Annotated in this window: 22 protein-coding genes and 1 pseudogene; 13 read left to right on the top strand and 10 right to left on the bottom strand. The window is 42.5% G+C overall.

What is annotated here, in order from left to right; genetic code table 11:
* The first annotated feature begins 123 nt into the window (after positions 1-123).
* From V2H77_RS04250 to V2H77_RS04285, 8 genes and pseudogenes are all read left to right on the top strand, one after another.
* The gene (locus V2H77_RS04250) at positions 124-807 is read left to right on the top strand and encodes a helix-turn-helix transcriptional regulator (protein WP_341497812.1); all 684 of its coding nucleotides are present in this window, start codon (positions 124-126) and stop codon (positions 805-807) included.
* 28 nt (positions 808-835) lie between these two features.
* Positions 836-1,516, top strand: a complete 681-nt coding sequence (locus V2H77_RS04255) for a helix-turn-helix transcriptional regulator (RefSeq protein ID WP_341497813.1) — start codon at positions 836-838, stop codon at positions 1,514-1,516.
* Positions 1,517-1,546: 30 nt separating this feature from the next.
* Positions 1,547-2,227, top strand: a complete 681-nt coding sequence (locus tag V2H77_RS04260) for a helix-turn-helix transcriptional regulator (RefSeq protein WP_341497814.1) — start codon at positions 1,547-1,549, stop codon at positions 2,225-2,227.
* A gap of 30 nt (positions 2,228-2,257) precedes the next feature.
* A complete protein-coding gene (locus V2H77_RS04265) occupies positions 2,258-2,938 on the top strand; it encodes a helix-turn-helix transcriptional regulator (RefSeq protein ID WP_341497815.1) in 681 nt (226 codons plus the stop codon).
* Between the two features lie 29 nt (positions 2,939-2,967).
* Positions 2,968-3,648 carry a helix-turn-helix transcriptional regulator gene (locus tag V2H77_RS04270; RefSeq protein WP_341497816.1) on the top strand — a complete coding sequence of 227 codons (681 nt, stop codon included), beginning with the start codon at positions 2,968-2,970 and terminating at the stop codon, positions 3,646-3,648.
* A gap of 29 nt (positions 3,649-3,677) precedes the next feature.
* A pseudogene (locus V2H77_RS04275) lies at positions 3,678-4,175 on the top strand (LuxR C-terminal-related transcriptional regulator); the annotation flags it as partial.
* Positions 4,176-4,208: 33 nt separating this feature from the next.
* The gene (locus V2H77_RS04280) at positions 4,209-4,877 is read left to right on the top strand and encodes a LuxR C-terminal-related transcriptional regulator (RefSeq protein ID WP_341497829.1); all 669 of its coding nucleotides are present in this window, start codon (positions 4,209-4,211) and stop codon (positions 4,875-4,877) included.
* A 145-nt stretch (positions 4,878-5,022) separates the two neighbouring features.
* The gene (locus V2H77_RS04285; protein WP_265379632.1) at positions 5,023-5,718 is read left to right on the top strand and encodes a helix-turn-helix transcriptional regulator; all 696 of its coding nucleotides are present in this window, start codon (positions 5,023-5,025) and stop codon (positions 5,716-5,718) included.
* Between the two features lie 239 nt (positions 5,719-5,957).
* Here the strand turns inward: V2H77_RS04285 and V2H77_RS04290 are convergent, their stop codons facing one another.
* The 10 genes from V2H77_RS04290 to V2H77_RS04335 all read right to left on the bottom strand — a co-directional run bounded on the left by V2H77_RS04290 (position 5,958) and on the right by V2H77_RS04335 (position 16,678).
* Positions 5,958-7,055, bottom strand: a complete 1,098-nt coding sequence (locus V2H77_RS04290) for an aminotransferase class V-fold PLP-dependent enzyme (protein ID WP_341497817.1) — start codon at positions 7,053-7,055, stop codon at positions 5,958-5,960.
* A 224-nt stretch (positions 7,056-7,279) separates the two neighbouring features.
* The gene (locus tag V2H77_RS04295; RefSeq protein WP_265379634.1) at positions 7,280-8,635 is read right to left on the bottom strand and encodes a YhfT family protein; all 1,356 of its coding nucleotides are present in this window, start codon (positions 8,633-8,635) and stop codon (positions 7,280-7,282) included.
* Positions 8,636-8,645: 10 nt separating this feature from the next.
* The gene (locus tag V2H77_RS04300) at positions 8,646-9,005 is read right to left on the bottom strand and encodes a DUF2620 domain-containing protein (protein ID WP_341497818.1); all 360 of its coding nucleotides are present in this window, start codon (positions 9,003-9,005) and stop codon (positions 8,646-8,648) included.
* Positions 9,006-9,017: 12 nt separating this feature from the next.
* On the bottom strand, positions 9,018-9,908 hold the full coding sequence (locus tag V2H77_RS04305; RefSeq protein WP_341497819.1) for a phosphotriesterase-related protein: 891 nt from the start codon (positions 9,906-9,908) through the stop codon (positions 9,018-9,020).
* Between the two features lie 58 nt (positions 9,909-9,966).
* Positions 9,967-11,145 carry a YhfX family PLP-dependent enzyme gene (locus V2H77_RS04310; protein ID WP_341497820.1) on the bottom strand — a complete coding sequence of 393 codons (1,179 nt, stop codon included), beginning with the start codon at positions 11,143-11,145 and terminating at the stop codon, positions 9,967-9,969.
* A 115-nt stretch (positions 11,146-11,260) separates the two neighbouring features.
* Complete coding sequence (locus V2H77_RS04315) at positions 11,261-11,620, bottom strand: PRD domain-containing protein (protein ID WP_341497821.1); 360 nt, start codon at positions 11,618-11,620, stop codon at positions 11,261-11,263.
* A 24-nt stretch (positions 11,621-11,644) separates the two neighbouring features.
* On the bottom strand, positions 11,645-12,550 hold the full coding sequence (gene yhfZ / locus V2H77_RS04320; RefSeq protein WP_341497822.1) for a GntR family transcriptional regulator YhfZ: 906 nt from the start codon (positions 12,548-12,550) through the stop codon (positions 11,645-11,647).
* A gap of 152 nt (positions 12,551-12,702) precedes the next feature.
* Positions 12,703-14,373: a PTS fructose transporter subunit IIBC gene (gene fruA, locus V2H77_RS04325; RefSeq protein WP_341497830.1), complete on the bottom strand. Its 1,671-nt coding sequence runs from the start codon at positions 14,371-14,373 to the stop codon at positions 12,703-12,705.
* Positions 14,374-14,445: 72 nt separating this feature from the next.
* Entirely contained in the window at positions 14,446-15,573 is a 1,128-nt protein-coding gene (gene fruB, locus V2H77_RS04330) for a fused PTS fructose transporter subunit IIA/HPr protein (protein ID WP_341497823.1), read from the bottom strand.
* A 484-nt stretch (positions 15,574-16,057) separates the two neighbouring features.
* The gene (locus tag V2H77_RS04335; RefSeq protein WP_049581907.1) at positions 16,058-16,678 is read right to left on the bottom strand and encodes a tyrosine-type DNA invertase; all 621 of its coding nucleotides are present in this window, start codon (positions 16,676-16,678) and stop codon (positions 16,058-16,060) included.
* A gap of 835 nt (positions 16,679-17,513) precedes the next feature.
* Here V2H77_RS04335 and V2H77_RS04340 point away from each other — a divergent pair.
* The 5 genes from V2H77_RS04340 to V2H77_RS04360 all read left to right on the top strand — a co-directional run.
* Positions 17,514-19,055, top strand: a complete 1,542-nt coding sequence (locus tag V2H77_RS04340) for a PTS transporter subunit EIIC (RefSeq protein WP_341497824.1) — start codon at positions 17,514-17,516, stop codon at positions 19,053-19,055.
* A gap of 13 nt (positions 19,056-19,068) precedes the next feature.
* Entirely contained in the window at positions 19,069-20,427 is a 1,359-nt protein-coding gene (locus tag V2H77_RS04345) for a 6-phospho-alpha-glucosidase (protein ID WP_341497825.1), read from the top strand.
* Between the two features lie 525 nt (positions 20,428-20,952).
* Positions 20,953-21,729, top strand: a complete 777-nt coding sequence (locus V2H77_RS04350; protein ID WP_341497826.1) for a MurR/RpiR family transcriptional regulator — start codon at positions 20,953-20,955, stop codon at positions 21,727-21,729.
* A gap of 325 nt (positions 21,730-22,054) precedes the next feature.
* The gene (locus V2H77_RS04355; protein ID WP_341497827.1) at positions 22,055-22,528 is read left to right on the top strand and encodes a hypothetical protein; all 474 of its coding nucleotides are present in this window, start codon (positions 22,055-22,057) and stop codon (positions 22,526-22,528) included.
* 13 nt (positions 22,529-22,541) lie between these two features.
* On the top strand, positions 22,542-23,160 hold a 619-nt coding region (locus tag V2H77_RS04360; protein ID WP_341497828.1), incomplete at its 3' end, for a helix-turn-helix transcriptional regulator.

Here is a 23,160-nt window from a genome sequence, read left to right on the forward strand (position 1 = left end):
CCAGTTATCAATTGGAAGAATACTGTCACATTAATAATTACGATCTCTATGTACCAGAAAAATTTATGCAACCTAGAAGTAGAATGCTCCCTTAGCCATTAGATTAAAAGGAGTTCCACTAATATGAAAAAGAACTATGTCATCTCCTCCCAGGTTATTAATACAATGAAACAAAGCAATGAGCCCTGGGGAATAAGAGATAAAAACTCATGTTTTATTTACGGTAATTCAGCAACAAAAAATCTTATTCATAATTTCAAAGAGTCATTTGATTATGAAGGATTTTATGATCATGAATTGCCTTGGGATGGAGCCGAATTCGCCAAAGAGTACATCGCTCATGATCAAAGGGTGATAGAAAAAGAAGAAAGAGTATGTTCACTTATAACATGTACATTTGGAAAAGAACAAATTCTATCGTCCTATTTTTTTGAAAAATACCCTTTTTATCATGAAGATGGAAGCTGTATAGGAACGATATATCATGGCTGGCAAGCTCAGGATTTCTCATTTACCCGGCTATTTCGTGGAAAATTGCCCGCAAATATTATGTTCCAGCCACCGACCGATCTCTTTACTCAACGGGAATGGGATGTCATTTTCCTCATATTACACAAATATACCAGTAAGCAAATCGGTAGAATGTTAAATATTTCCTACCGGACGGTTGAAACCCATATTTCACGCATATATAAACGCATTGGTGTACATTCCAATTATCAATTAGAAGAGTATTGTCGCTCAAACGATTATGACCTCTATGTACCAAAAAGATTTGTGCAATCTGGCAGCAGAATGTTCCCTTAACCATTAGATTAAAAGGAGTTCCACTGATATGAACAAGAACTATGTCATCTCCCCCCAGGTTATTAATACAATGGAGCAAAGTAATGAACCCTGGGGAATTAAAGATAAAAACTCATGCTTTATTTATGCTAACCAAGCATGTAATCGTGTTCAAAATATTTCACGTTCCTTTGATTACGAGGGCCTTTATGATCATGATCTTCCTTGGGGTGGTGCCGAATTTTCTGAAGCTTACATGGCAAATGATAAAATAGTCATGGAAAAAGAAGAACGAACATGTTCGCTTGTAACACATAAATTCTTCAAAGAACAAATTTTGTCATCTTACTTCTTTGAAAAATACCCTCTCTATCATGAAAACGGAAGCTGTATAGGAACGATATATCATGGCTGGCAAGCTCAGGATTTCTCATTTACCCGGCTATTTCGTGGAAAATTGCCCGCAAATATTATGTTCCAGCCACCGACCGATCTCTTTACTCAACGGGAATGGGATGTCATTTTCCTCATATTACACAAATATACCAGTAAGCAAATCGGTAGAATGTTAAATATTTCCTACCGGACGGTTGAAACCCATATTTCGCGTATATATAAACGGATCGGTGTCCACTCCAGTTACCAATTGGAAGAGTATTGTCGCACCAATGATTATGATCTCTATGTACCAAAAAGATTTGTGCGCCCAGAAAGCAGAACGTTTCCTTAATTCCTTAGATTAAACGGAGTTGTTACTAATATGAAGAAGAACTATATCATCTCTCCCCAGGTTATTAATACAATGGAACAAAGTAATGAACCCTGGGGAATAAAAGATAAAAACTCATGCTTTATTTATGCTAATCAAGCTAATTATCGCGTTCAAAATATTTCACGTTCCTTTAACTATGAGGGCCTTTATGATTATGAACTTCCCTGGGATGGCGCCGAATTTGCTGAAGCTTACATGGCAAATGATAAAATAGTGATGGAAAAAGAAGAACGAACATGTTCGCTTGTAACACATAAATTCTTCAAAGAGCAAACTTTATCATCTTACTTCTTTGAAAAATATCCTCTCTATCATGAAAACGGAAGTTGTATAGGAACGATATATCATGGCTGGCAAGTTCAGGATTTTTCATTTACCCGGTTGTTTCGTGGAAAATTGCCCGCGAATATTATGTTCCAGCCACCAACTGATTTATTTACTCAACGGGAATGGGATGTTATTTTCCTCATATTACACAAATATACCAGTAAACAAATCGGTAGAATGTTAAATCTTTCCTACCGGACGGTTGAAACCCATATCTCGCGCATATATAAACGGATCGGTGTCCACTCCAGTTACCAATTGGAAGAGTATTGTCGCACCAATGATTACGATCTCTATGTACCAAAAAGATTTGTGCATCCAGAAACCAGAACGTTTCCTTAATTCCTTAGATTAAATGGAGTTGTTATTAATATGAAAAAGAACTATATCATCTCACCCCAGGTTATTAACACAATGGAGCAAAGTAATGAACCCTGGGGAATAAAGGATGAAAACACACGTTATATTTATGTCAATCAGGCATGTAAGCGTCTTCAAAATATTTCAAGTTCTTTTGACTACGAGGGACTTTATGAGTATGAATTACCCTGGGATGGAGCTGAATTTGCCAAAGAATACATGGCCCATGATAGAAAAGTGGTGGAACAGGAAAAAAGAATATGTTCACTTGAGACACATGTACATGGAAAAGAACAAATTCTATCATCCTACTTTTTTGCAAAATATCCTCTTTATCATGAAGATGGAAGCTGTATGGGCATTATATATCATGGCTGGCAAGCTCAGGATTTCTCATTTACCCGGCTATTTCGTGGAAAACTGCCAGCATCTATTATGTTCCAACCACCGACCGATCTCTTTACTCAACGGGAATGGGATATTATTTTCCTTTTTTTACAAAAATATAACAATAAGCAAATCGGTAAAATGTTAAATATTTCCTACCGGACGGTTGAAAACCATATCTCACGCATATATAAAAGAGTGGGTGTTCATTCCAGTTATCAATTGGAAGAATATTGTCGCACCAATGATTATGATCTCTATGTACCAGAAAGATTTGTGCATCCAGAAACCAGAATGTTCCCCTAGCCATTAGATTAGAAGGAACTCACACTAATATGAAGAAAAAGTATACAATCTCTCCTCAGATCATTAATACAATGGAGATAAGCAATGAGCCCTGGGGAATAAAGGATAGAAATGCATGTTTTATTTATGCTAATCAAGCATGTAAACACGTTCAAAATATTTCATGTTCTTTTGACTATGAGGGGCTTTATGATTATGAACTTCCTTGGGATGGGGCCGAATTTGCTGAAGAATACATGACTCACGATAAAATGGTGATAGAAAAAGAAGAAAGAACGTGTTCACTCATAACACATGTACATGGAAAGGAACAAATTCTATCATCTTATTTTTTCGAGAAATATCCTTTTTATCATAAAGACGGTAGTTGTATTGGCATTATATATCATGGTTGGCAAGCTCAGGATTTTTCATTCACCCGGTTATTTCATGGAAAACTGCCAGCATCTATTATATTCCAACCACCGACCGATCTCTTTACTCAACGGGAATGGGATGTTATTTTCTTCATGCTACAAAGATATACTAGTAAACAAACCGGTAGAATGTTAAATATTTCTCACCGTACGGTTGAAACTCATATTTCACGAATATATGAAAGAATTGGTGTTCACTCTAGTTACCAATTGGAAGAATATTGTCGCATGAATGATTATGATCACTATATGCCAAAAGATTTTATTCATCCCAAAAGTAGAATGTTTCTTTAACCTTTAGATTAAAAGGAGTTGTTACTAACATGAATAAAAAACATGCAATATCATCTCAAGTTATTAATACAATGGAACAAAGTAATGAACCTTGGGGAATAAAGGATAAAAACTCATGTTTTATTTATGGTAACCTGGCATTAAAATCTATTAAGAATTTTCCAAGTTCATTTGAATTTGAGGGACTTTATGATCATGAACTACCTTGGACTGGGGCCGAATTTGCCAAAGAATGCGTAGATCATGATAGAAAAGTGATGGAAAAAGAAGAACGAGTATGTTCACTTGAAACACATTCATTTGGGAAAGAGCAGATTCTGTCATCCTACTTTTGTGCAAACAAGTATGCCAGTAAGCAAATCTGTAGAATGTTACGTATTTTCTACCATACTGTTGAAACCCATATCTCACGTATATATAAGAGGATTGGTGTTTACTCCAGTCACCAATTGGTAGAGTATTGTCGCACGAATGATTATGATCTCTATATGCCCAAAATTTTTATCTATCCAGAAACCGAAATACTTCTAACCTTTAGATTAAAAGGAGTTCTTACTAGTATGAATAAGAGCTATTCAGTATCAACTCAGATTATTAATACAATGGAACAAAGCAATGAGCCCTGGGGAATAAAGGATAAAAATTCATGCTTCATTTATGGTAATCTGGCATTAAAATCTATTAAGGATTTTTCAAGTTCATTTGAATTTGAGGGACTTTATGATCATGAACTACCTTGGGCTGGGGCTGAGTTTGCCAAAGAGCGCGTAGCTCATGATAGAAAAGTGATGGAAAAAGAAGAAAGAATATGTTCCCTTGAAACACATGTCTTTGGTAAAGACAAATTTCTGTCATCTTATTTTTGTGAAAAAACGCCCATTTATCATGAAGATGGTAGCTGCATGGGGACTATATTTCATGGTTGGCAAGCCAAGGAGTATTCATTAACCTACCTATATCAATATTATGATAAACTACCGCCATCCATTCTGCTTCAACCACCGTCTGATCTTTTTACTCAACGGGAGTGGGATATTATCTTTTTCTTCTTACAGAAACAACCCAGAAAACAGATCGGGGAAATATTGAATATCACCCATCGTGAGGTTGAAGAACATATGGCAAGGATATATCGTAAAATCGGGATTCACTCTGACCAACAATTGGCAGAATATTGTCACGCCAATAACTTTAATCATTACATCCCAGAAAGGTTTTTATTGTCTTAGATTACGTATTATTTCCCAGTTTCTACACACTACCTTTGTTAGTTATTTATTGATAAAATATACGGCCCTATGGAAATAGGCTTTTTTCAACGGAAAATTTCCATTCAATAGTTTAAAAAAGCAATAATTATCTTAAAGGATATTTATGAATAAATCAGGATTAAAAAAAGTCCCTTTGATTACACCTCAATTTACACTTATATGGGACAAAAGCCCTGAACCGTGGTTCGTAAAGGATAAGGAATCTCGCTTTATTTACGCAAATACTCATTTTATTAAAGCTAATAAGTTACCTGAAAACTTTAATGTTATTGGGTATACCGATGATGAATTACCAACACCCGTTAATGGTTTCGCTCACCATTTTAAAGAACATGATCGTAGAGTGTTAGAATGTATGCAACGAGTATGTTCTGTTGGCACTTATCCTCAGGGTAATGGTCGACGACCTAAATCCTATTTTTGCGAGAAATATCCATTGTTCGGGGAAGATAATCAATGTATCGGCATTATTTCCCATGCCAGAGAAATAGAGCACTTCACAGTGTTCCATTATATTAAAAGTAACACCCCAATATCTGCCTGTCCCAGACCACCTAATGATTTGCTAAACGAGAAAGAGTGGATGGTTATTTTTCTATTTTGCTGTGGTATGAATAATAATGATACCGCCATTGAAATGAATGTTACATGCCATACTGTGGAAAAACATTTTGAAAGTATTTATGAAAAATTATCTGTCAACTCAGTGACAGAGTTACGATCACTTTGCAAAGAACATGGCTATGACCTCTATATGCCACCAAGGTATTTTCTATCCATAGGCCATTTTATATTATAAATAAATTAATTTTTCCATTAACTGTTACTCACATCATTTATTAATTTTATTAACAATAAGGAATACCATTAATGACATCGCCGAATTTTATATTCATTCAGGATTGATAAGCCTTGATATCGATTTCCCCATATTCAGAAAATATTGCACATATTTTGGATGACAGACGATATATACCGCCGATTACGGCGGATGTTACTGCATCCAGAATAATCTTCTGCCTGTTTTCTAGCCTTTTATTACCGCGAGGCGACGGCCTGCGCACAGCTTTGACTCAAGAGCCTTATCACTGTCTCCGTACCACTTCGATTGGGATTTATCCTTATCATCCGTTTCTCTAACGTGGGATCAGATTGACGGAATGTACCGGACAACCGATAAAACAGTGGCGGGATGTCAAATTTCGATTCGGCGCCTACCGGATAAGGCAGCGCACCAAGCTTATGAGCAATACGAAGTACTTGTTCGGCAATCTCATCATAAAACTCCACCAGCAATACTTTCGACTGTGCATTGGCGATAAGCGCCTGTTTTACCTGCGGAATAACGCCCTGATTAAGCCGAGCCACTAATGTTTCACTTACCTGAGCCTGCACAGCATGCATCACCGGAGCAAAGACCAATCCACGCAATACTTCTAATGCCTGAAATCCCTGTACCTGACTGCCACCGGAATACATACTACGCCGGATGCGCTCTATTGCTGCTTGTTGACCTACCACAACACCGACACCTTGCGGGCCAAGCAGTTTAAAGCTTGAGAAAGCCGATAACGCAGCACCCCATTCACAACCGATATGTTCCACTTTCATAGCAGCATAGTTATCGTCAACCAGAATCGGTAGGGATGCGGCATTCAACAGTGATATAACCTCTGCCAGCTCATAAGCGTCATCAATTTTCTGCCTCGTGTGTTGTACCAACCCCGCCACCGGCGAATATTGCAAAATCGCCGCCCGTATTTGTTCAGGTTGATTGAAATCGGCCCGTATCATCTGCAAACCCATCTGCTCGGCAGTAACCGCTGTCGAGGGATATAACGGAGCATCATGAACCAACAGGTTATCGCCCGCGTTAAGTAATGCCGCCAACCCACAACGTATTGCGCCGGTTCCCGCCCCTTGCACTAACACGGCAGCCTCGGCGGAAAAGAAATCCGCAATAACCTGTTCAATGCGTTGTGTCACTTGCGGCCGATTCAATCCCGGCACCAGCCCTAAATCTCCCGTGGTGAGAAAATCCGCACCGGGAAAATGGCGACAGATAATATCAACTAAACGAAACTGTTTGTGCTGCGCCTGTTCCATACTCAGACTAGGTAATGGATAGGTGTTCAATATCTGCTCTCCCGCACTATCTGTTCTCCTGTATTATGTGTTCTTCCGCCCTTTCCCCTCTATTTTTATCATCACAAAATAAAGGGGATACTTATACCCTATGGATTTCAAGATGCATCGCGACGGCAAAGGAACGAATCCCCGGGAGCATAGCGAACTATGCGACCGGGGTGAGTGAGTGCAGCCAACAAAGAGGCAACTTGAAAGATGACGGGTATATTCAATTAACTGATTCCTACCAGATAGATGACGTTAGCCAGTACACCAACCACAATCGTCGCAATCGGCCCAATCGCCATTTCAACCAAAGGACGTTTAGCAGTACGGTTGAGTAGATAAATACCCGCTACCACCATAAATCCCATGCCCGGCAGAATAGCGTTGGAAGCTATCATTCCTCCCACCAATAAGGCAACTTCCAACATGCGGGTAATAACGGTACGAATATGCTCACCACAAGCTTTAACTCCGGGATATTTATCCAACCAGATAGCAATTCTTGCCAGTAGTTTGATTTCCACAAACATAATCACACTGCCAGCAATGAAGGCAATCCACAGATTATTCGTAACGAGTCCCGCGACAAACACAAATTTCATGCCGACCGGGCTATAAACCCCTGTAGCAATAGCTGTCATACCGACTAACGGCACAAAGCTGATCGCTCTGGCAAGCGCCACCAACATGGCGTTAGCCCCTTCCCCCTGCGCCATCAGTTGTAGTGATACAGGCCCTTCCGCCAGCAGACTAAGCGACATCGAAGCCGCTACAGCAGTCAATCCTCCGCTGAATACCAGCAACCAGATGTTATTTTGAATACGTTGTATCCGCGTGGAAAATAATCCAACTAACATCTCATTCGCCCCCTTGGCCGAAGCAGATTCCTCGCCAGCTTTGGGCGCGCGCTGTTTCATAGCAAAATAGAACATCACTATCATCGAAATCAGTAGGGCTATCCCGTTAGGGTCCAACTGCACCGGTTTGCTCAGGGCGCCGCCAAAACTCAATGATCCTACCGCTTTTGTCGCGATATACCCCACCAATGTCGCAATCAGCACCCATATTCCTTTGCCATATCCGTATTGATAAGCCACAACAATCGCAGGAAATAATGCAAAGCAGGCCACAATAGGATCGCCAACTTTACTCAGGTTGCCCATGAAATTAACCGGCAAATGAGCAAAGATATCGACAACAGATCGTAAACCGGTCATCAGGGCAATGGCATACAACGCCCCCAAGATAGCGGAAAGTATGAAACCTTTTTTGCTGTTTGCGCACCAGGTACCAATGACATCGGTTCCCAATAATAAGCTATGCACCAAAATAATCGGGGCGGTCAGAGAGAACGGAATCCCAAAGCCGATAACCAGACCAAAACTCAGAGCAAAACTGGTAGCAGCCAGGGTCTTACGATTCATACGCCCTTCCAGATGTTCCGGCATTAAAGGACGTAGCCCATCATGAAATACCGCAATACCACGGTTAGCCATCATGGCGGATATCCCGCCGATCACCGCCAACAAACCCGCTTTAAATGGATCAATCTCCATTAAACGGGTGAAAAATTCATATTCCATTTTCCTGTCCTCATGAAGAAAAAATAGCCTTGATAATCACCGGAATAACTGCGTCCATATCCTGACCAGTAAAACCAAATACGGTTTTCCCCGCGTTAACATGTGCAATAATTTCTTCATCAGGCAGGATTTTGCCTGGCATACTGACGGTGACGCATTTATCAATGCCAACAATAGCAATTGCCATTGCTAAGGCGCCTCCACCCGTATTACAAGCACCCAAATAGTAATCCGCATTACCATTCTTAAGCGCCATAGCGGCATCTATGTCGCCCATCACGGTAATGGATAAGGCTTTATCCCCGGCCAGACGGCGTAAAGTTTCAGCAATTTTTTCTTTCTCAATTTGTCCTCCAATAACAAATCTCATAATGCTTTTCCTTTATTTGAAAAATAACGTTGGGTTATCACGTAACATCAAATCAATATCGGTTTGCGTTAATCCAGCCTGATTTAACATCGGCACAAAGGTGGTGATCAAATAGGCAAAACCATTGCCGCCATTAGCTTTCAAGTGAGAACGACGGGTAATATCCATCGATAACATGACACGGTTAAGTAAGCCACGCTGGGCCAAGGTCTGTAACATGGCGATCCGCTTTTCATCCGGGTAATAATCGTTTTTGCCAATCGTGTCGAACTGGATGTAGGCCCCCTGTTCAATGATGCGCAAAATGTTGTCCAGATTATCTTTAAGATCACAGTGACCAATAACTACGCGCTCAGCATCTACACCGTGCTTTTTCAGTAACGCCAGTTGTTCAAGGCCCATCGTGCTTAATGTCGTATGTGTCGAAACAGGACGCCCGGTTTCCAAATGAGCTATAGCCGCAGCATGAAATACTTTCTCTTCATCAGGCGTAATTACCCCCTTGCTAGAACCAATTTCCCCAATCACTCCGGCTTTCAGCGTTGTACCATCGATACCCTGCTCAATCTCAGCGATCATTTCATCCGCCAATTGTCGAGCTGTAGTATGTGCTACATGCTCAGGAAAAAAGGCAGCTTGGTAATAGCCAGTCGAAACTATTACATTAATGCCGGAGTCCCGCATCAGATCCAGCATAAACTGTGGGTTACGTCCCATGTAACGATTGGTCATCTCCACAATATTGTGTACACCCAAGCTGACCAGTGTTTTCATCTCTTCACAAATTAAGTCGTACTGATCCAGCCGGCAGTCAATATTGTTTTTAAATGATGATAAATCGAGATGCAGGTGCTCGTGCGCATAGGTATAGCTAGATGCGTCAATTCTGTTTTGCTGAGTCATAAGTAAGACAGTCCGAAGATAAAGAAGATGGAGGTGAAGAGAATGGAAATGCATCTATTCACGGGTCGTTTTCTCCATTAATCGAAATAAGGTTCCCCTGGCTGTCATAAAGCCCTTCCAATACCGGATGCCCTGACTGGATACCGCTAACCAGCGCCACATCACTGCGTGTAGCAAATATCTGAGTACGAAAGCACAACATAACAGCACAGCCGACCGGAAATTCACCGCTCAGGGGGAAATGGTAATCAATACTGGTGTCATCCATCGGTAACAAATGAGTGGAGGCGATCTGGCCGTTTGGCAGGAATATCAGTGCATTATGCGCCCGTCCACGACGGTAATAGCCGCCCCCATAACAGTAGCTGTTACCGTTAAATCGGTGGGATATTTCCGTCAGATAGAGCATAGCAATACGTTCTGGCTGTTCTCCTCGATAATTGGCAAGGATTGTTCCTGTTAGCGCATGTCCAGGCTCGGTATGAGTAACACCATATTTTGCCAGTAACGGTAGTGTGCTACAGCTTGACGCCGACGGCGCATTTATCTGCGTCACCTCAATCCCTGTCTGTCGTAAAATGTCTTTTGCTTTCAGTAAAGTAAATAAGTTTGGCGCCGGCAGTGTCTGCTGCTGGACGTCCTGCCACAGCAAGCAAGGAAAATGTGTCAACCCTGTCAATTTTACACCGGGCATCGCCATAATGCGCTGAACAACGGCGTTCAATTCCGACAAATGAAAACCTGCTTCCTGACCAGGATATAAATGATCATGATCATCATAGATTTTCAGCATAATGCATTGCACATTTCCCTCACGCTGCGCCAGACTGGAAATTTCCTCCGCTTTTTCTAAAGAAAATATTGTGATCACTTCCGGATGTTGCTGCATCACTGAGGAGATCATATTGCGAGGGATCTGTACCAGATGGCCTACATGAGTCACCGGAACCTTCCGGCTCATCAAGACTCTGGCTTCTTTAAAATCCACCGCGGTGACGCCCTGATAACCCAGTTCTATCAGTTTACGCGCCAACCAAGAGTTACGCCCAACCTGTTTGGTCATCAGGTAGAGAGCAATACCATGATGCTCCGCTACCGCAAGCAACCGTCTGGCATTGTCTAAAACCTGATCAACGTCAATAACATAAGTATCAGGCAGTAAAGCCCCTCGCGCCCATAACATCTGGGCCGCCTCGATCAGTGCCGGATTTTGTTTATTCAGCGCATGCATAAACATGCTGTACCTCCTGTACTTCTTCGGCGATCAATGCCACTATTAAAAGCTAGATGTTAAATCATCATTTTTTTGAATATTTGATGGAAAAAAAAATTTCCCTCATCTCTGTAGTGGTCTACCACTGCTCTTTTGCCGCCCAAAGGCTAAACAAATTTGCCAACAGGTACCCCTCCTCACAGGGATGTAATTGCACGTCAAAATGTGCCAACAGCGAAGCGTTAACCGCTTGCAAATGAGAAAAGACACTCGATTGACGCATTTCCATCAGCAGCTCAATATCCATTGAACTGATTTGTTCTCCCCGGCGTGAGCGCATCAACGCGTTAGCCATATGTGTTATTACAATTTCTCCTAGCGCATTCCTGACAGGAATTTCCCAATCATTTTCAAGCTGCGCCACAACCTGTAACATGCCATCGCAGATATCCTCATCAATGACATTTCCCTGACAGAGCAGATTCAGCCGATTTTCCATTTCGTTAACGCCATCCATGCCAAATTAATAACTTGGGTCCTGCTGGCCTGCCAGTACACGTTGTTGATGAGCCAACAACTCGGTTTTATTCACCATAGTACGTAAAAGTTGTTGAATCAGAATGTCATCAGTTCTGGTTAAAACCACCGCTTCAGAGGCTTGGATAAAACATGCGCTTCCACAGAGCGGTACTGCAATAAGATCCCTGGAACTCAGTTCAATTTCTCTGCTAACGTTCCAGATCACCGCATCAATGTCACCTTTTGCTACCTTATACAGGCTCTCGTGGTAAGAGATATCCACCAACGTAATATCCTGCCCGGCAAAGTACACTTCTGTCATGATCTTCTGGTCAGCAGAACGCTGATCCAACCCAACACGACAGATATTATGTTCACCTCCTTTACGATAAATCAGTTGGTGCGCGCCAACATAGGTATGTGGCCCCAATTCAAGTACCGCGCGGACATCACCTTGTTCCAGATAAGTTTGCGCCGCCAAATGTGATACCACCGCCAAGTCATAAATACCATCACGCAGGCATTCCACCCTGGCATCTGAACCTCTCATGTGGGCGAAGTAAAACGGAATGCCCTCAAATTGCGCTTTCAAGCCGCTCGCCAATCCTTCATACAATCGGGTATAAGGCAACGGCATTGCGCAAACCACGTTACTAATATCAGCATGGGATAGCAGCGCTTTGTGATCCACACTAACCAAATAGCTGCCATTGCGCCCCCGCCGTTCCACGTAAACCGCGCCAGAACTCTCCAATTTTTTTAATGCAAACTGAACTAGCCCAACAGATAACCCATAGTCAGACGACAGCTCTTCAATCGTCTTCAATCGATTACCACAGTGCTCACCTAGCAGATAACGCGCCAGACACGCCTGAGCAACCCCCTCTTTTTTCAACAGCCCACGACTCATAATAATTCTTCATTTTTTTGAATGTATTTATATCTAATTTAAGCAGGCAAATAACAATCGGAAAATAGCAAGAATGCGAACGAGGTCACGAATAAAGAGGTAATTTCTTGCAATTTCAATTAGTTTAGTTTGATAACTAATAATTTCTGTATTTATGCTTTAGTCGTGGTCGTTTCTGGACGCTTAAGTAATGCATAGATCAATCCTGCCAACAGGGTACCGACAACAATCGACATCAAATAACCCACTATTGGCGTGATCGCACCTGGGATCAACAGCACAAACAGGCCACCGTGCGGCGCCATCAACTGCGCACTCACGGCCATAGAAATCGCTCCCGTCACCGCGCCGCCAACGATACAACATGGGAGCACTCGCATCGGATCGCGGACAGCAAAAGGAATCGCACCTTCGGAAATAAAACACAGCCCTAACACCAATGCAGCTTTACCACTTTCCCGCTGAATGTTATCGAACTTCTGCCGGGCAATCAGAGTCGCCACTCCCATTGCCAACGGTGGAACCATCCCCGCCGCCATAATGGCAGCCATCGGCGCATAGGTCTGTGAGCTAAGCAAACCGACGCCAAACGCATAGGCAGCTTTGTTTATCGCTCCCCCCATATCAGCACACATCATCCCACCCAAAATAGCCCCTAGTAGGAGCGCGTTGGTTGTCCCCATATTAGAAAGCCAGTACGTTAGTCCCGACATGATACCGGCGACGGGTTTACCAATAACGTAGATCATAATCAGGCCAGTGATCAGGCTGGCAAATAGCGGAATAATCAAGATCGGTTTCAACGCTGCCATACTCTGCGGCAATTTCACTTTGGTATTAAGCAATTTCGCTATGTAACCGGCGAGAAAACCCGCAATAATACCGCCAATAAATCCCGCATTCGTGCTAGTTGCCAACATGCCGCCAATCAAACCGGGCGTCAGACCTGGACGATCAGCGATCGAGAAAGCAATGTAACCTGCCAGCACAGGGACCATCAGAGCAAAAGCTGAACCACCCCCGATTTGCATCAGCGCGGCTGCCAATGTACCTGGCTCTTTAAATGCCGTGATGCCAAAAGCAAATGACAGCGCGATACACAAGCCACCCGCCACTACCATCGGCAACATATAAGAGACGCCGGTCAATAGGTGACGATAGATGCCGCTACTCTCTTCTCCTTGTCCAGTTTTAGTACTATTCTGCCCTGCCGGCTGGAAAGGTTTAGCTTCGACCAGCGCTTTATCAAACTCCTGCGCTGTTTTCTTCAACGCCAGCCCGGTGGAGGTACGGTACATAGGTTTTCCTGCAAATTTCGCCAGATCTACGTCAATATCTGCCACGATCAGCACCAGATCCGCTTTTTCTACCTCTTCCGGCGTAATAATGTTGCCCGCACCGACCGAACCGCGAGTTTCCACCTTTACCCACCAGCCGCGCTTTTTAGCTTCGATTTCGATAGCTTCAGCGGCCATAAAGGTATGTGCCACACCAGTAGGGCAAGCAGTAACTGCGACAATGCGCTTTGTATCACAACTAATATCAGTTGCTGATACCTGATACGGCTGTGCATCAGTTTTCGCCCGCTGAAAGAAATTTTCCGGCGCATGTAACGCCAATTCCGTGTCGCCGTGATAAACAAGCTTACCGTTCAGTGCGTTATCGGTGAGGATGCGACTGCCGGTCATGACCACCAAATCGGCTTCCGCTGGATCTTCTGTTAGTATCAGTCCGTTTTTCACCGCAGCGGCACTGAGGACGGTTTTCACCAGGTAACTTCCGGCAAGTCCGAGTGAAGGATCAATGATAAGCAGTGTTTTCATCATGCTTCTCCTGATGTTAGCTAAAAGGGTTGTAGATAGACGCACGCTATTATCGCTGTCAACTGGGGGTTTTTACTCACGCGGCCCTTCCCCCAAACCGGACACAATCGCTTCACCAATGGCAGCTATCGCCTGCTGCGCATCATCGCCATTAGCAGTAACATGAAGCCGGTGCCCTTTTTTGGCGCCCAATGCCATGATTTTCATCAGACTACGGCCGTTTACCGGTTGACCGGCGCCATCAAGATTGATGATGGTAATTTCACTGGAAAATTGCCGGATAACATTAACCAACACAGCGCCAGGACGAGTATGTAAGCCATGTTCGTTGCACAGAACAAATTCCCCGTTGGATATCGTGCTCTGCGCCTGTACGCCACTGGTCAGTAATGCCAGCACTGTCGGCGCATCAGCTTTCAGCAAATACTCCGTTTTTTGCGCTAATAACAAGTTACTTAGGTGATGCAACACATTTAGCGGCTGGTCGTCAGCAACCGCAACGGTCAACAACATCACCACCGGTTCGTTGTCCCGCGTGAACAATCGGCTCACTGCTACAGCGCTGGTTAAATTACCGTCGGGACTATCGCTTAGCCAAATGCCCTGCCCAAGATCCAACGGCTTACTGTTAATCACTTTGCTGACAAAGGTCGTATCCACAGCTCCCACTTGCTGTAACCGGCCGGCATTTAATGCCTGTAGTGTCATCAGATCGCGGGCGTTAACATCTAGCGTAATCAGGCTGGTATCGAATTTAAACTCAGGCTGCTGAACTTCGCCCATTAGCAAGCTATGCAGTGCCTGTGCTGACTCAATTGTTCTTAGCTGACTAGCAACACGATCATCGCTCAGTAAGTGTGTTAACTGACGCAGTAACGCCAAATGCTCATCGGAACGTGCTGCGATACCAATAACCACATAACACATCGCTCCTTGATCCCATTCAACACCTTGTGAGAAGTGAAATACCTGTACATCGGTTTTCATTACCAGATCGCGGGTATCTAGCGTGCCATGCGGAATGGCGATACCGTTGCCAAGGTAGGTGGAAATTTGCTTTTCACGTTGCAACATGCCGTCAACATAGGCATCACTGACGTTGCCATTCGCGGCTAGCATGGCCGCCACCTGGCGAATGGCATCCTCTTTACTGGTCGCAATCGCACCAGTATGGATATTTTGCAGAGCCAACTGGAACATAATTTTCTCCCTATTGCCAAAAATAGAATCGTTTCAGTTTACGTAGAGAAAAAAGCATTAAGTCCAATAAAAAAGAAAAAGGGATAAAAAAACTGAAACGTTTCAACGAGTGTGGAACATGACTAATTTTCATTCAATACTTATGTGAAATAAAATCGCAATTTTTTGAGATTACTCACATTTTTCCTGCCATCTTTTTTTGCCTACCTCCCAGCCCAAGGGATTTCGTAAATCAGTAACTCGCTTGCCATCCATCAATCCTTCTAAATTGATACAGGCTTACGCCAGCATGGGCATTTTGAAAAAAGGAGACAAAGCTGATGAGCAAATTAGGTCCGCTGGATTGTAAAAGGGGAAGCTTGCCCTACAGTACTACAACAGTGGGGCAATGGTTAAGGCGCTCTCAATATGAGAATATTAAAAGTCACGCTATTTAAGATGGTTTTTATGTATGCGCCTTAACAGGCGCATACATCAGAATCGCTTATTCAATTGAACAAGCATTTTCCTTTGGGACATAATCAAAGTGTAATTCTCGCTGCCGATTCCTTTTCACACCCCAAACACCGTGGAAACGCTCCGCATTACTGGCGGTATACCGCACAGTATGGCGAATATTACTGTGTCCAAGATAGTCTTGTATCAACCGAGTATCTATCCCCCTATCTGCAAGCGCAAAACCGCAGGCATGGCGCAACATGTGCGGATGCGAATCTACGGAAATATTAGCCAATCGTCCTAATTGGCTAATAATTTGATAAATGCGCTGGCGAGTTAGCGGTCTCCCGGTACGTGACAGAAATAACCAATCACTTTCTGCCCCCCGAAAGGTTTTACGGACTTTAAACCACTCCCTGATCGCCTGGATTTCATAGCCTAAAAGAGGATGAATAGTAGAAAATCCGCCTTTTAAACGTCGGATGTACAAACTTCCATCTTCCAAATCCAGATCAGATAACCGTAGATACCTGGCTTCACTAACACGTAAGCCATGAACAAAACTCATGTATACCAGACAATAGTCGCGCTCCCCATTAGGGCTCTTCTTCGCCATTTCCAGCATTCTTTCCACTTCGTATTGCGTTAGATGTCTTCGTTGACCCATTATGGTCTATCCCAAATATTTTTTATTTCAACGCATGTAACACACTGCATTATCTGTAACTGATTAAGACCCGGAACCAACCCTAAATCCCCCATAGTAATTAAACCTGCGCCAGAATGGCGGCAGATGACTGTATGAAACTGCTGTTTCTGTACTTGATTTATGCTCAAGCTGCGTAACGGATAGATATTCAATGTCTGCTCTCCGGTAATCCCCCTATTCTTACCACCACTAGATCAAAAGAAAAATAGTGATTCAATTAACCGACTCCCACCAAATAAGGCTTTTGGCTTGAATTACCAACAAAAATCGCTGCGATAGGCCCAATAACCATTTTAACAAAAGGACATGTCAGTCAGATTGATTCCTGGTTCAAATCGCTAAGGAAGGATGTTAATGCAGCAATGTTTGTCGGCTTCCGATAAACATTTAATCTCTCTGTCTTTGCCAGAGAAACCCGGCAGGCAACACATTTAACCGACTAGTAACACTAGTAGACGATCCTCTATACAGAATAATTTGGTATATCAGCTAGATACAACATTCAATTTTTCAAATCATCACCAGATTTTAGCCATGTCACCACCGTGATACTCTTTTACTACCTAAACTCCAAACATTATGACTCATTATTGTCCTCTTCTGCCAATCCTTTGTAACAAAAATTGATTTGCGAATGCACTCACACGTTTAAAAGTTACATGTTACTTTTTCAGTCATTTGTTATTTAAAACAATCAGATAAGTGTCATTTTACCTTCCTGAGCTGCTATTCTTAATCTGTCTCTTTAGTTTTATGTAATCAAATAATATCTACAGCAAGGAACAGAAGTTTAATGAAAAGGATCATTAATGCATTGCAAAACCTTGGCAAATCTTTGTACGGCCCGGTGTTAATTCTCCCTATCGTCGGGCTATTTATTGCTTTTGGCAATGTATTGGGAAACGGCAACCTTGCAGAATATCTTCCATTTTTAAACCATTGGTTAATTCAGCAATCCGGGAAATTGATCTCCCAATCTGCTGTTTCAATATTGAGCAATCTGGCGTTGATATTTGCTGTCGGAATTCCTATTGGGTTGGCAAAACGAAATAAAGGTTATGCCGCACTGATCGGCTTGGTTACTTTCGTCATTTTTATCAACGCTATGCACGTCACTTTAGCATTACAGGGAAAATTGGCGCCAGAAACGCAAATGCGCAATGTTGGCCAAGGTACAGTGCTAGGTGTGCAAGTGTTAGAAATGGGTGCTTTTGCCGGGATACTGATCGGTGCGCTGGCGGGTTATTGCTATAACCGTTATTCGTCAAAACAGTTTAATGGTGTGATGGCAATTTATTCCGGGCACTGTTTTGTCGCCATTCTGATGATCCCGCTGGCCGTTATATCGGGCTACTTAATGAGTGATATTTGGCCCTATGCACAACGGGGCATCAGCGCCCTTGCTCACGGTATTCATGAATCCGGGCCATTTGGAGTCGCCATATATGGCTTTCTGGAGCGTATTCTGATCCCCTTAGGCTTACATCATCTGGTTTATACGCCCTTTTTATATACCGAATTAGGGGGCATTGCAGAGGTATGCGGTACTGTTCATCAAGGGGCGCGTAATATCTATTTTGCTGAAATGGCCTGCCCGACCGTACATCAACTCAGTAACAGTGTGGTATGGGATGCGCGAGGAATCAGCAAGATGTTTGGCCTGACTGCCGCTGCACTGGCAATGTATGTGACTGCCCGTCCAGAAAAGAAAAGTGTAGCAAAAGCTGTTCTCATCCCTGCCGCTACGACCACTTTTTTATTAGGCGTGACCGAACCACTTGAATTTTCTTTCCTGTTTGTTGCTCCGCTACTATTTGGCGTTCATGCCGTGTTAACTGGCTTAGGTTTTATGCTGTTCTATCTACTCGACGTACATGCTATCGGCGCTAATGGCATAATCGACTTCATACTGTACAACTTACCGCTCGGTACCGAGAAATCTAACTGGCCGATGTATATCGCCGTAGGGCTTATCATGTCGGTGATTTATTTCTTCGCATTCCGTTTCCTCATTTTACATTACGACCTGAAAACCCCCGGACGAGAAAGTGACGATCAGGAAACACGCCTCTATAGCAAGAAACAGTATCAAGTTGCTGATGATGGCAAACCGGGACAACAAATCATCTGCGGGTTAGGTGGTACGGCGAATATTGTCACTATCGACAATTGCTATACCCGACTGCGTATAACGGTACATGACACCACGCTCATTGACGAAAACAAGCTTAAATCGACTGGCGCAAAAGGTGTCATCTGTCAGGGAAATCACGTTCAGGTAATTTACGGTCTGCACGTCAAAAAGATGCGTGAAGCCGTAGAAGAAGCACTTTAACAGGAGCATAAATATGGCTAACGCCCCTTTCATTTTAACTATCGCCGGCGGCGGTAGTACCTATACGCCAGGTATCGTAAAAAGCCTGATGGTACGGCTAAACGACTTCCCATTAGCGGAAATTCGTTTGTACGACACTGATACTCACCGGCAAGATACTATCGCGCCGGTAGTGGAAAAAGTGATACGTGAGCATAGCCAGACGATTCGCTTTGTCGTAACAAGCGAGGCAAAAACAGCCTTTAGCGGCGCCCATTTTGTCTTTGCCCAAATACGCGTCGGTCAGTACAAAATGCGAGAACAGGACGAAAAGATCCCCTTACGCCACGGCGTAATTGGTCAGGAAACCTGTGGTCTTGGCGGATTGGCTTACGGCCTACGTACTATCATGCCAATGGTGAAATTGATCGATTTGGTGGAGCGCTACGCAGATAACGCTTGGATCGTAAATTACTCTAACCCTGCCTCTATCGTTGCCGAAGGAATACGCCGTTTACGTCCACAAGCTAGGGTACTCAATATCTGTGATATGCCTGTGGCCGCTATGCGCAATATGGCAGCAATTTTAGGTGTGGATCGCCATGATATCACCGTCGATTACTTTGGTCTGAACCATTTCGGCTGGTTTACTAAGGTATGGGTGAATGGAAAAGATCATTTGCCTGAATTGCGTCGTCATATCGCTCAGCATGGCCTGCTGACTGCGGATGCAGCACAGACAGATCCGCAACATGCAGATCCGTCATGGGTTAAAACCTGGCGTAATATCAAGCCGATCATGGACCATTTTCCTGATTATGTTCCTAATCCCTATTTGCAATACTATCTGATGCCAAACCACATTGTTGAGCGCCAAAATCCCGACTATACCCGCGCCAATGAAGTCATGGATGGTCGCGAAAACAAGTTGTTTAAAGCAGCGGCTGAGTTTAAACGCACAGGCATTTTACCCGACGCTTTCCATGTCGGGGTACACGGCGCTTTTATTGTTGATGTAGCATGTTCACTGGCTTTTGATTTGCGCCAGCGCCATCTGGTGATTACCGAGAACAGAGGCGCTATCGCTAACTTACCTTATGATGCAATGGTGGAGATACCTGCTTACATTACCGCTCAAGGCCCTGAACCGGTGCGAATAGGGAACGTACCACAGTTTCATCAGGCGCTGCTAGCGCAACAACTGGCTTCAGAGCAGTTGTTAGTGGAAGCGGCATTAGAAGGTAGCTATGAGAAAGTGCTGCAAGCATTCACACTGAATCGTACCGTCCCTACTATGCAACAAGCCAAAGCGATTCTGGATGAAATGATCGCAGCTAACCAAGGTTATTGGCCTACACTTAACCAAGCTTGGCGCCACGGTGAAGCAATTTAACCCATATTTAACCTATAATCTGCCTTTCTTGCATAGGAAAGAAGATTTTTATGCGAGCCGGCTCACTGTCCTGCAATCACTGTCTTGAGGAGATTAAAAAAATTCACCACAATTCGATTACCAAGCATATAGCGGAGATGTTTGATAAACCGCTCTATTGCCTTCGACTGGTCGGCAAAATCAATATCTAAGTTATTGATGCTATACCCTATGGATTTCAAGATGCATCGCGACAGCAAGGGAGCGAATCCTCGGGAGCATAGAGAACTATGTGACCGGGGTGAGCGAGTGCAGCCAACAAAGAGGCAACTTGAAAGATAACGGGTATATAAGAATCAGTAAGATCAAAAACACTTATACCCTATGGATTTCAAGATGCATCGCGACGGCAAGGGAAAGAATCCCCGGGAGCATAGATAACGATGTGACCGGGGTGAGTGAGCGCAGCCAACAAAGAGGCAACTTGAAAGATGACGGGTATATATGGATATGGCAGTTTATCTGCCTATTATCACTGGATAAATAATGGATAATCGGTTAGCACCTCTATTACAGCGCAGCGAAAGAATAACTCGCGCGGAATACCGCGTATTATCCTATTTAACCGCTCATCCATTGTTAATTGGGCAGATTACAGTACGTGAGCTGGCAAAAGCCACGTTCATTTCTCCCGCCACTATTATGCGTCTATGCCAGAAACTGGGGTTCAGTGGCTATAGTGAATTTATTTGGTACTGCAAACAACTACTGTCCGGTGGAATGTCCATTTCCGGGAATACGCAACCTCATCATGATGAGATAATTCCTGATGCATTTGAACACTTCGTAACTAATTACCGTAAAACTTTCACGTTAGTCACACCAGAAAGAATGTCGTGTTTTAGCACTCTGCTTCGTGAGAAAGAAAGCTTTTTTCTCTATGGAGCTGGTTTTTCCGGGCTATTTGTCAATTATTTGACGCAGAAATTACAAGTACTAGGGAAAACGGCTTTTAGATCCAGTCCAGGAGATAGCAGTAAAATCTTCCTAAATAATGCGATGAAGTATGAAGTTTTTATTGCTATCTCTCGCAGCGGTCAGACAGAACAGGTATTGGATAAAGTACGCATTGCTCATAATATTGGTATGACAGTCATTGCATTCACCCGCTCATCTGCTAATCCATTGGCTTCACTGGCTGATGTGCACTTTGCACTGTATGACGAGGCAATTTATTTCGATACGGAAATCAACGAAATCACTTCATTCGAATCCAATTTGATCATGCTTATCGATTTATTATTATTACAGGCAACGTCTTAACCCATTGAACACAAACCATACAATATGATCTCGACAGCCAAGAAAAATAAAAATATAGGAAGGAATGTTGACTATTAAATCAAACCGACATAAAACGATTTAAATAGTTTTAGTACTAAATAATACTGATGTTTATATATTCTCACATAGAGGTATTTTTACATAAAGTAATAAACAATTTGATTAACAGATATAGGTAAAAATCGATAAATTTCATTTTTATACGAATTAATTATTGCAATCTGTTATATAATCAGGTTATTTTAAATGAAATAAGTAGAAAAACTCTTCAGATAATAATTCAAATACTCATTAAGGAGTTGTCATGTTAAATATAAAAAACAAACAAAATAATATCACTCCGCAATTAGTTTACCTGTGGGAAAAAAACCATAATCTTTGGGAAGCTAAGCATTACCAGCCAAAATTTATCTATGCCAATTCGTTTTTTTGCCAACAACTCAACTTATCTGAAAATTTTGATATTAACGAACTTTCAGCAAGTGAATTACCGGCACCTATTACAGAATATGAGGATTCACAGCACTGTATTGGTACTCTCTTTCATGTAAATAAAGCAAAAATTTTTTCTCTAACCTGTCAGTTTTATGGAAAATTACTAGCAGTTATTATAGGCCAAACACCATCTAAACTTTTTACTCAAGTTAAGCATGCTATTATTTTCCTGTTTTTACAAAAATACATTAGCCAAAAACTAGAGGAATATCGTTGTCTCAATGACTTTGAGCTCGACGCACCAGAAAAATTTTTGCAACAAGAAAGCATGATGTTTTCCTAAATCAGAATATTACATGAATATGACTAGAAAAAATTCGACTACTTCACTACAAATAATCAATACTTTGGAAGCAAGCAATGAACCGTGGGGAATAAAGGATAAACTCTCCTGTTTTCTCTATGGTAATGATGCATTAATTAAACTCCAAAACATAAATGCCAACTATGATTATGAAGGTAAGTATGATAGTGATATTCCCTGGCAAGGTAATAAATTCGCCAAAAATTTTATTACACATGATTTGCAGGTAATAAAAAACAGAGAAAGTATTTTATCATTAGAGACCCATGTATTTGGCCGAAATAAAGTTTTATCCTCTTATTTTCAGGAAAAATTTCCATTCTATGATGATAAGAATGAATGCATCGGTATTCTTTTCCATGCCTGGAAAGTTCAGGATAATTCGCTGACTCGGCTATTTCATAGTAAGCTGCCTGCTTCTATTATGTTTCAATCGCCAACTCACCTCCTTAATGAACAGGAGTGGGAAATTGTCTTTCTTTTGCTACAAAAATATAGTAGGGCAAAAATCTGTCAATTACTCAAAATTTCAGATAAAACCATAGAGGAATATATAACAAAGATTTATAATAAATTGAAAGTTAACTCAGATTCACAACTGGAGGAATATT

Origin of the sequence: Photorhabdus sp. P32, from assembly GCF_038085095.1 — a bacterium.
Classification (GTDB): Bacteria; Pseudomonadota; Gammaproteobacteria; order Enterobacterales; family Enterobacteriaceae; genus Photorhabdus; species Photorhabdus luminescens.

Coding starts and splice junctions, on each gene's coding strand:
- fruA (WP_341497830.1), bottom strand. CDS start 14,373: ATGAAAACACTGCTTATCATTGATCCTTCACTCGGACTTGCCGGAAGT.
- V2H77_RS04345 (WP_341497825.1), top strand. CDS start 19,069: ATGGCTAACGCCCCTTTCATTTTAACTATCGCCGGCGGCGGTAGTACC.
- V2H77_RS04280 (WP_341497829.1), top strand. CDS start 4,209: ATGAATAAGAGCTATTCAGTATCAACTCAGATTATTAATACAATGGAA.
- V2H77_RS04340 (WP_341497824.1), top strand. CDS start 17,514: ATGAAAAGGATCATTAATGCATTGCAAAACCTTGGCAAATCTTTGTAC.
- V2H77_RS04350 (WP_341497826.1), top strand. CDS start 20,953: ATGGATAATCGGTTAGCACCTCTATTACAGCGCAGCGAAAGAATAACT.
- yhfZ (WP_341497822.1), bottom strand. CDS start 12,550: ATGAGTCGTGGGCTGTTGAAAAAAGAGGGGGTTGCTCAGGCGTGTCTG.
- V2H77_RS04265 (WP_341497815.1), top strand. CDS start 2,258: ATGAAAAAGAACTATATCATCTCACCCCAGGTTATTAACACAATGGAG.
- V2H77_RS04300 (WP_341497818.1), bottom strand. CDS start 9,005: ATGAGATTTGTTATTGGAGGACAAATTGAGAAAGAAAAAATTGCTGAA.
- V2H77_RS04310 (WP_341497820.1), bottom strand. CDS start 11,145: ATGTTTATGCATGCGCTGAATAAACAAAATCCGGCACTGATCGAGGCG.
- V2H77_RS04285 (WP_265379632.1), top strand. CDS start 5,023: ATGAATAAATCAGGATTAAAAAAAGTCCCTTTGATTACACCTCAATTT.
- fruB (WP_341497823.1), bottom strand. CDS start 15,573: ATGTTCCAGTTGGCTCTGCAAAATATCCATACTGGTGCGATTGCGACC.
- V2H77_RS04295 (WP_265379634.1), bottom strand. CDS start 8,635: ATGGAATATGAATTTTTCACCCGTTTAATGGAGATTGATCCATTTAAA.
- V2H77_RS04315 (WP_341497821.1), bottom strand. CDS start 11,620: ATGGAAAATCGGCTGAATCTGCTCTGTCAGGGAAATGTCATTGATGAG.
- V2H77_RS04270 (WP_341497816.1), top strand. CDS start 2,968: ATGAAGAAAAAGTATACAATCTCTCCTCAGATCATTAATACAATGGAG.
- V2H77_RS04255 (WP_341497813.1), top strand. CDS start 836: ATGAACAAGAACTATGTCATCTCCCCCCAGGTTATTAATACAATGGAG.
- V2H77_RS04250 (WP_341497812.1), top strand. CDS start 124: ATGAAAAAGAACTATGTCATCTCCTCCCAGGTTATTAATACAATGAAA.
- V2H77_RS04355 (WP_341497827.1), top strand. CDS start 22,055: ATGTTAAATATAAAAAACAAACAAAATAATATCACTCCGCAATTAGTT.
- V2H77_RS04335 (WP_049581907.1), bottom strand. CDS start 16,678: ATGGGTCAACGAAGACATCTAACGCAATACGAAGTGGAAAGAATGCTG.
- V2H77_RS04305 (WP_341497819.1), bottom strand. CDS start 9,908: ATGACTCAGCAAAACAGAATTGACGCATCTAGCTATACCTATGCGCAC.
- V2H77_RS04260 (WP_341497814.1), top strand. CDS start 1,547: ATGAAGAAGAACTATATCATCTCTCCCCAGGTTATTAATACAATGGAA.